Source organism: Streptomyces virginiae, from assembly GCF_040638905.1.
Lineage (GTDB): Bacteria > Actinomycetota > Actinomycetes > Streptomycetales > Streptomycetaceae > Streptomyces > Streptomyces virginiae_B.
Genome location: NZ_JBEZYV010000071.1, coordinates 1 through 8,060, shown reverse-complemented (window position 1 = coordinate 8,060; position 8,060 = coordinate 1). Strand labels below are relative to the sequence as shown.

The window sequence follows — 8,060 nt, the reverse complement described above, 5'->3', positions numbered from 1 at the left end:
TCAGCATCGCGAAACACCTCCAGTCGGTTCAGGCAGGAACTGCCCATGCGCTTCAACGTGCTCCCGTTGTAACATGTCATCGAAGCGATGACAAGTAGAATGTCACCTGATGGATGACGCGTGGTGGACGATGCGTGTCGGACGACGAGCCTTCGGAGGCGCCGTGAACGAGACTTCTCCCCCTGTCCCACCGGTCCGCGCCCCGGACGCCGCCGCGGCGCTGGAGGCCATCCACCAGGCGGTCGAGGACGCGCACCGGTCCTCCGCCGGCGCGGTGGCGGCCAGCACGGCGCGGGACTCGGGCCCCGAGCAGGCCCTGGCCGCGCTGCGGACGCTGCGCGAGGTCCGGGAGCGGCTCACCGGCTGGGAAAGCGTCCTGATCGAAACGGCCCGCGGTCGGGGCGCCAGCTGGGCCGACCTCGCCGGGCCCCTGGGGGTCGCCAGCCGCCAGGCCGCCGAACGCCGCTACCTGCGGCTGCGTCCCGGCGCCGCCGGGAGCACCGGTGAACAGCGCGTGCAGGCCACCCGGGACGCGCGGGCCGCCGACCGCACCGTCACCGCCTGGGCCCGCGACAACGCAGCCGACCTGCGCCGCCTCGCCGGCCAGGTCACCTCGCTCACCGGGCTCCCCCCGGGCGCCGAGGGCGCCGTCGGCGAGCTCAACCTGGCCCTCGGCGGCGACGACGCCGCCCGCCTGGTCGCCCTGCTGGCCGGCACCCGGCCCCATCTGGGGCCCGGCGACGCGGAACTCGCCGACCGCATCGACGCCATGACCCGCCACACCGACCAGCTCCGCCAGGACAGCAACGACCAGCGCAGCTCCTGAGCCCCGTACCACGCGAACGACCCTCGCCTGCGGGTCGCGACCCGAGGAGGGATCCCATGGCCGAACACCCCGACCGCGAGACCGGCGCCGAGCCCGTCGTCGAGATCGTCGGCCGCGTGGTCGCGGTCCGGCCCGTCGGCGAGATCGACATCGCCACCGCGCCGCTCCTGAGCCGCGCCCTCGCACGAGCCCTCGCCCACGTCGACGCCTCGCAGGCCGACCGCATCGTCACCGACTGCAGCCGCGTCACCTTCTGCGACTCCTCAGGGCTCAACGCGCTCCTCGCCGCGCGGCTCCGAGCGGTCGAGGCGGGCACCGCGATCCACCTGGCGGATCCGGCTCCCCAGCTCCAGCGCCTGCTGCAGATGACCGGCGCGGCGCCGCTCTTCCCGCGGGAGGACGGGCCGCCCGACCCGACCGGCTCGCGTGCGGCCGGCCCGCACCCGCCACCTCCGCGCTGACCCGTGCGCGGCCACCGGACCCCGCCCGCGGCCGGCATCGACGTGCCCCGTCAGTGACGGGGCCCGGCGGGAGGTCCTGCGGGCGGGCCGCCCGGGGGCTGCGGGATTCTCGGGGTGGGTCGGGTCGCCGTGAGCCCTGTGCTCCGGAAACGCGGGGCGGTCCGTACCCCGGAAGGAGAGGCGCTGGGTGGCGCGCAGCGGTGCGCCGGCCACGGTCGCGCTCCGGCGGTCGCGAGTGCGGGTCTCACGGCGCAGGGGTTCCGGGTTCGGGTTCGGGGTCGGGTTCGGGTTCGGGTTGGGAGTGGAGGATCGCGCGGGCCTGTTCCGCGGCGCGGGTGATGCTTTCGGAGACGAAGTCGGCGAAGCGGGCGATGTTCTCCAGGCGGGTGGCGGCCGGGGTGCGGGGGCCGAGGACGCCGACGCCCTCGCGGGCGATCTCGACGAGGTGGGCGGTGGCGCGGGCGCTGGCCATCATCGACTGGTACCAGACGTCGTTGTCGACGACGTAGCGCTCGCGGCGGCGTTCGTCGCGTTCCCGGCGGACCAGGCCCTGGCTGTCGAGGAAGGCGACCGCCTTGGAGATGGACGCCGGGCTGACCTGCAGGTGCCGGGCGAGTTCGGACGCGGTGAGGCTGCCGCTGTCGGTGAGGGTGAGGCAGGCCATGACCCGGGCCGTCATCTTGGGCATGCCCGAGGCCATCAGGACGGTGGTGAACGTCTCCTCGTACGCGTGCACGGCCTCGGCGTCGCGTCCGTGGGGCTGCGGGGCCCCCTCCGCTCCGCGGGGGGCGGGCTGCCTGCGGCGCCGGGCACGGTGTTCGGTGGCGCGGTGGGCCAGGTCGGCGCGGTAGGCGGTGGGGCCGCCGTTGCGCAGCACCTCGCGCGTGACGGTCGAGGTGGGGCGGTCCAGGCGCCTGGCGATCTCCGCGTAGGCGAGGCCGTCGGCCAGGCCCAGTGCGATCTGCTGGCGTTCGGGCTGGGTGAGCCTGCCTCCGGGCATCGCGTTCTCCTTCGTTCCTCTTCGGGGTGCGCCCCAGTTTAGCGTTCACTCTCAGTCCATTGCAACGCACAGGTGTCTGACGTTGCGTTAAGCGAGAGGATGGTTGCAACGATTTCCTGCCTGTGAACTGGGATTATTGGAATCGGACGCAATGGAGGCGTTGAAGAGATTTGGAATGCAACGTAGCGTTCAGGTCATCAGAAACAACGAGCTCAAGGAGAGCACGATGCAGAAGTTCGACACCCCCGCCGCGATCGCCGCCGTCCTCGACATCCCCGCGGGACGCGTCCGGTTCATCGCCGCCGACCGCGCCGACACCGTGGTCGAGGTCCTCCCCGCGGACGCCTCCAAGGGCCGTGACGTGAAGGCCGCGGAGCAGACCACGGTCGCGTACGGCGACGGCGTCCTGCGGATCGAGGCCGCACCGGCGAAGAACCGGGTCCTCGGCAGCTCCGGCTCCGTCGAGGTGACCGTCCAGCTGCCCGCCGGCTCCCGCGTCGAGGCGAAGACGGCCAGCGCCGAGCTCCGCGGCGTCGGACGGCTCGGGGAGGTGACCTTCGAGGGGGCGCAGGGGTCGGTCAAGCTCGACGAGACCGCGGGCGCCCACCTCACCCTCCTCGCCGGCGACATCTCGGTCGGCCGCCTGGGCGGCTCCGCGGAGATCAGCACCCAGAAGGGCGACCTGCGCATCGCCGAGGCCGTGCGCGGCACGGTCGTCCTGCGCACCGAGGCCGGCGACGTGTCGGTCGGCGCGGCCCGCGGGGTCAGCGCCTGCCTGGACGCCGGCACCTCCTACGGCCGGATCCACAACGCGCTCCACAGCACCGAGGGCGCCGCCGACCGGCTCGAGATCCGTGCGACCACCTCCTACGGCGACATCACCGCCCGCACCCTGTGACCCGCCCCCTCTTCCCGCCCGCCGCCCTGGCCCACGGCCCTGGCCCACGGCCCTGACCACAGCATTTTCGAGGATTCGAGGAGCAGCATCATGACGTACGGCGCCCGCGAGACCGCCGAGCCCCCGGGCGGGGCCGGGCAGGAGCGCCCGGAGCTTCAGAAGGCCGTCGAGGACTTCGTCGCCTGCGGTTTCACCGGGATACAGCTGCGCGTGAACGACGGGCGCGGCGAGTGGGTCGGCACCGCCGGGGTGGCCGAGCTGGGCGGGAGCGCCAGGCCGCCGGCCGACGGACGGACCCGGATCGGCAGCGTCACCAAGACCTTCACCGCGGCCCTGGTGCTGCGGCTGGTGGCCGGGGGCGGGCTCGGGCTGGAGGACCCGGTGGCCGACCACCTGCCCGAGTTCGGGCTGGACCGGCGGATCACGGTCCGGATGCTGCTGCAGCACACCAGCGGGATCTTCAACTTCACCGGCGAGTACTTCGAGGACGGGACGGTCGCCCCGGGAATCGTCTGGCAGGGCCGGGAGTGGGTGGACGGCCGGTTTCGGACCCACCGGCCGCAGGACCTGGTGCGGCTGGCGCTGTCGAAGCCGGCGCGGTTCGAGCCGGGGACGGACTGGAGCTACTCCAACACCAACTACGTGCTGGCCAGGCTGCTGATCGAGAAGGTCACCGGCCGCTCGCTGCCCGAGGCGATGCGGGAGCACATCCTGCAGCCGCTGGACCTGGCGGACACCCTGGTGCCGGAAACCGGGCAGGAGGAGGTTCCCGCCCCGCACGCCCACGCCTACTACCGCTACGAGGCGGACGGCCGGACCACGACGGTCGACGTCACCCGCCAGAACCCCTCCTGGATCTCCAGCGGCGGCGACATGATCTCCTCCACCGCGGACCTGCACACCTTCGTCTCCGCCCTGGTGGGCGGCAGGCTGCTGCCGGCGGGGCTGCTCGCCGAGATGTGCACGCCGGAGGCGAAGGCCGGCTACGGGCTGGGCGTGATGGTCCAGGACACCGGTCGCGGCGGCACCGTCATCACCCACAACGGCGGCATCGCCGGCCACGCGGCGCTGATGTACGCCACGCCCGACGGCGGCACGACCCTGACCGCCGCGGTGAACTACGTGGACGACTCCGCGATGTCCCTGGCCGAGGCGTTCGGGAAGGCGACGCAGCGCCTCGTGGAGGAGGTGTTCTGCCCGCCCGCCGGCTGATTCGGGCGGCTCGGTGGGTAACGAGAAGACGCCCCGGCCGGGAGATCCCGGCCGGGGCGTCTTCTTCTTCGCGTGCGCTGGCTGCCTGGCGGCTCAGTACCAGTGGTGGGTCTGCCAGAAGTTCCAGGCGCCGACGGGGCTGCCGTAGCGCTCGTTCATGTAGTTCAGGCCCCACTTGATCTGGGTGGCCGGGTTGGTCTTCCAGTCGGAGCCCGCGGAGGCCATCTTCGAGGCCGGCAGGGCCTGCACCAGGCCGTACGCGCCGGAGGAGGCGTTCGTGGCGGTGTGGTTCCAGCCGCTCTCGCGGGAAACGATGTTGTTGAAGGCCGCGAACTGCGCCGGGTCCTTGATCATCTGCTGGGCGATCGCCTTGGCGCTCATCGGGGCCGCCTGGGCGGGAACCGTGGCGAGCATGGAACCGGCGACACCGAGGGCGACGACGGTGCCCGCGAGGGCCTTCTTGGAAGCGGCGATGCGGCGGATGACGGTGTTGGACACGGAGGTACCTTCCACAGGGGACAAGGGCGGTCGCGGCATGCCTGGGCATGCGTGAGCCACTCACGCGGTGGAGAGGGGTTCGTCGGCGGCGGGTGAGGACCCGTGCCGCCCGGCGACTCATCCAGTTCTACCGACGCCCCGCCGCCCTGGCAACGACCGCCATTACTAGGGGGCTTCGCAGTCGGCCACCGGCGGCCCCACCGGTGGCGGGGCGGGATTCGCGCAGGTGGGAGCGGCACGCGAGGGGCCGTTAGGGGGCCTTTGGGAGCTACTATCCCGGTTCGTGTGTGACGTGAGTCCTATGGGGCGGCTCACCTCCCGGACCCCCGGATCTCACCCGGTGTCACCGCGCGTACCCTTCGAGGAACCGGGCCGGATGTCCGAATTACACCAGAATCTAAGGAGATGGGCCGCTCAGGGCTCGTCTTCCCCGGCGGCCGCCCCGGAGGCGGGGCCGGGATGCGCCGGGGCCGGGATCGGGCCGGAGCCGGGTCAGCGGATGCGGCGGATGCGGATCGGGCCGCGGGCCTTCGCCGGATCGACACGGCGGCCGCCCTGGGTGATCTCGACCTTCCCGGCGGCGACCAGCCGCCGGGCCGCACGGCGCGCCGGTTCCATCAGCGCGCGCCAGCCGTCGCCGTCCCCTTCGTACACGGCCCGCGCGGCGTCGGAAGGACAGATCGTCGCGGTCGGGGCCCGGCGCTCCAGGAGTTCGAGGATGGCTCGCTCCAGCCGCCGGCCCGTCTGCCGGTCGGTGCCCGTCACGGCGCCAGTGTCGCACCGCTCACCGCGTCGGCCACCGCTCACCGCGCCGCTGCCCGCCCCGGCGCGGTCGGCGGTACGCCGGAGAGCATCAGCCGCATCAGCACGGGCAGCTCCGGGCCCTGGCCGGGGTGCGGGCGGGGGCGCGGGTGGGGCGCGGGGCGGGGTTTCCGTGGAGGTCCGAGGCCCCGCCCGAGGCGGTTTGCCCGGAGGGCGGGGATCCCCTTGGGTGGTGTTTGCCGTTTTCGGTCAACTGGGGTGGCTTTTCTGGTCGTTTGCGGGTGGATGGTCCAGGTGCCGGGGCGGGGGCGCCGCAGGCTGGGGGCACGTGACCGAGACGTGTGGGGGAAGCGGACCATGGCAGTAGGTGCGAGGGTGCGAGGGGGCTGTGTCGTGGCGGGGGCGGCGGTGCTGGCGCTCGCGGCGGGGTCGGGTCCGGCCGCGGGCGCCGCCGATCCGTGGCGGCCGCGGCCGGGGAGCCTGTACATCTCCGACCTGCCCAGGACCGAGTCGTGGCGGGCCGCACCGATCGCGCGGGGGTGGGGGGATGCGCAGGAGTGCCTGGCGGCGTGGCCCGGGGAGCGGCCGGAGGTGAACGTGTGGCACCGGGACTTCACCACCGCGGAGACCGCGTTCGCCCAGCAGAAGGTGGTGGTCTTCGCCACGGAGGCCGAGGCGATCGCGTTCGCGGAGACGACCCGGCGCGGCTACGCCGCCTGCGCGGACGCCCCGCGGCCGCCGGGGGTGACCGCGACCGGCTACGACCACGGGGTGGTGGACGTGGAGGAGGGCGCCACCCTCTGGGGCATGCGCACCGTCGACGCGGGCGCCCGGGAGCGCCCCTGCTTCAACTATCTGTGGGGTGTGGGCCGTGACGGGGACACCGTCACGCTGGTCCTGTGGTCGAGCTACTGGGGCGAGCCGCCCGTGGCCGCCTGGAAGAACACCCTGCGGACCGCGGTGAACAAGCTGTATTGAGAGGCCGGGTGCGGGCGGGTGTCCGGGCCGGGGTGCGGGCGGGTGTCCGCGGCGGGGTGCGGGCGTGTGTCCGCGGCGGGGCGGGTGGGCGGCGGTAGGGTGCGGCCGTGTCCGAGCAGCAGCGCGACCTCGTCGGGTACGGCGCCGAGCCGCCGCACGCCGCGTGGCCCGGCGGTGCGCGCGTCGCCGTCAGCCTCGTCCTGAACTACGAGGAGGGCGGGGAGCGCAACGTCCTGGAGGGCGACGCGGTCTCGGAGGGGTACCTCCACGAGATCGTCGGTGCGCCGCCCGTGGCGGGCGGGCGGGACCTGAACGTGGAGTCGATGTTCGCCTACGGTGCGCGCGCCGGTTTCTGGCGGATCCGCCGTACGCTCGCGGCGCACGGTGCGCCGCTGACCGTCTACGCGGTGGGGCAGGCGCTGGAGCGCAATCCGGAGGCGGCGCGCGCGATGGGTGCCGCGGGCTGGGAGGTGGCGGGCCACGGCCGGCGCTGGATCGACTACCGGGATGTGCCCGAGGACGTCGAGCGGGCCGACATCGCGCAGACGGCGGCGACGATCGCGCGGCTGGTGGGGCGCCGGCCGGTGGGCTGGTACACCGGCCGGACCAGCGCGAACACGCGGCGCCTGGTGGCCGGGGAGGGCGGTTTCCTCTATGACAGCGACGACTATTCGGACGATCTGCCGTTCTACGTGGAGACGGGCGGGCGCCCGCACCTGGTGGTGCCGTACAGCCTGGACGCGAACGACTTCAAGTTCCTGATCGTCCACGGCTTCACGACTGCGGACGACATGCTCACCTATCTCGTCGACACCTTCGAGACGCTCCGCGCCGAGGGCGGGGACCGGCCGCGGATGATGAGCGTCGGCATGCACTGCCGGATCATCGGGCGGCCGGGGCGCATCCGCGCGCTCGACGGTTTCCTGGGGCACGTCGCGCAGCGGGGCGGGGCGTGGGTGGCCACGCGGGAGGAGATCGCCCGGCACTGGCTGGCCACGCACCCGCCGGGGCGGTGACCGGTGTGCCGCCAGGGTGGGCAGGGTGGGCGGCACGATCTAAGATGCCGGGCGGGCGGGGTCGTAGCGCAGAGGTCGTCGCGCGCGGTCTCCAAAACCGTGAGGACGCCGGTTCGAATCCGGCCGGCTCCGTCCTTCAGCCGTGCGGCAGCCCCCGCCGGGCCCCCGGGTAGGGGTCTGGCGGGGGCTGGCCGGCTGCGGTCGGGTTCGCGGCCTCAGGCGGAAGCGCCGGGGCTTGCCTCCACGGGGGCGGACGCCTGGGCGGGAGCGGACTCCTGTTCCGGGGCCGACTCGGGCTTCGTCTCCGGCTTCGTCTCGGGCTTCGTCTCCGGCTTCGTCTCCGGCTTCGACTCGGGCTTCGTCTCCGGCTTCGACTCGGGCTTCGTCTCGGGGGTCTGGACCTTGTCGG

At 73.5% G+C, this 8,060-nt stretch carries 9 protein-coding genes, 1 tRNA gene and 1 pseudogene; 7 read left to right on the top strand and 4 right to left on the bottom strand.

Going from position 1 to position 8,060, the window contains the following annotated elements:
• Positions 1-163 precede the first annotated feature (163 nt).
• Positions 164-826, top strand: a complete 663-nt coding sequence (locus AB0F82_RS38310) for an HSP18 transcriptional regulator (protein ID WP_362636376.1) — start codon at positions 164-166, stop codon at positions 824-826.
• A gap of 56 nt (positions 827-882) precedes the next feature.
• Positions 883-1,287: an STAS domain-containing protein gene (locus AB0F82_RS38305; protein WP_362636373.1), complete on the top strand. Its 405-nt coding sequence runs from the start codon at positions 883-885 to the stop codon at positions 1,285-1,287.
• 244 nt (positions 1,288-1,531) lie between these two features.
• Here the strand turns inward: AB0F82_RS38305 and AB0F82_RS38300 are convergent, their stop codons facing one another.
• Positions 1,532-2,287: a helix-turn-helix domain-containing protein gene (locus tag AB0F82_RS38300; protein ID WP_362636372.1), complete on the bottom strand. Its 756-nt coding sequence runs from the start codon at positions 2,285-2,287 to the stop codon at positions 1,532-1,534.
• A gap of 226 nt (positions 2,288-2,513) precedes the next feature.
• On the opposite strand from AB0F82_RS38300, the gene AB0F82_RS38295 reads away from it, so the two are divergent.
• Together AB0F82_RS38295 and AB0F82_RS38290 are read left to right on the top strand one after the other, a co-directional pair.
• The gene (locus AB0F82_RS38295) at positions 2,514-3,185 is read left to right on the top strand and encodes a DUF4097 family beta strand repeat-containing protein (RefSeq protein ID WP_362636369.1); all 672 of its coding nucleotides are present in this window, start codon (positions 2,514-2,516) and stop codon (positions 3,183-3,185) included.
• A gap of 90 nt (positions 3,186-3,275) precedes the next feature.
• Positions 3,276-4,397 (top strand): serine hydrolase domain-containing protein, encoded by a 1,122-nt coding sequence (locus AB0F82_RS38290; protein WP_362636366.1) that lies wholly within the window; start codon positions 3,276-3,278, stop codon positions 4,395-4,397.
• A 93-nt stretch (positions 4,398-4,490) separates the two neighbouring features.
• Here AB0F82_RS38290 and AB0F82_RS38285 read toward each other — a convergent pair whose 3' ends face one another.
• Entirely contained in the window at positions 4,491-4,934 is a 444-nt protein-coding gene (locus tag AB0F82_RS38285) for a transglycosylase SLT domain-containing protein (protein ID WP_436842273.1), read from the bottom strand.
• A 453-nt stretch (positions 4,935-5,387) separates the two neighbouring features.
• Positions 5,388-5,660, bottom strand: a complete 273-nt coding sequence (locus AB0F82_RS38280; protein ID WP_362636362.1) for a DUF3253 domain-containing protein — start codon at positions 5,658-5,660, stop codon at positions 5,388-5,390.
• A 354-nt stretch (positions 5,661-6,014) separates the two neighbouring features.
• Between AB0F82_RS38280 and AB0F82_RS38275 the strand changes: the two genes are divergently transcribed.
• The 3 genes from AB0F82_RS38275 to AB0F82_RS38265 all read left to right on the top strand — a co-directional run bounded on the left by AB0F82_RS38275 (position 6,015) and on the right by AB0F82_RS38265 (position 7,783).
• The gene (locus AB0F82_RS38275; protein ID WP_362636360.1) at positions 6,015-6,635 is read left to right on the top strand and encodes a hypothetical protein; all 621 of its coding nucleotides are present in this window, start codon (positions 6,015-6,017) and stop codon (positions 6,633-6,635) included.
• A 107-nt stretch (positions 6,636-6,742) separates the two neighbouring features.
• Positions 6,743-7,651, top strand: coding sequence for an allantoinase PuuE (puuE, locus tag AB0F82_RS38270; protein ID WP_362636357.1), 909 nt, complete (start codon positions 6,743-6,745; stop codon positions 7,649-7,651).
• A gap of 57 nt (positions 7,652-7,708) precedes the next feature.
• A tRNA-Trp gene (locus AB0F82_RS38265) sits at positions 7,709-7,783 on the top strand.
• Positions 7,784-7,866: 83 nt separating this feature from the next.
• Here the strand turns inward: AB0F82_RS38265 and AB0F82_RS38260 are convergent.
• Positions 7,867-8,060: pseudogene (locus AB0F82_RS38260) on the bottom strand (hypothetical protein); the annotation flags it as partial.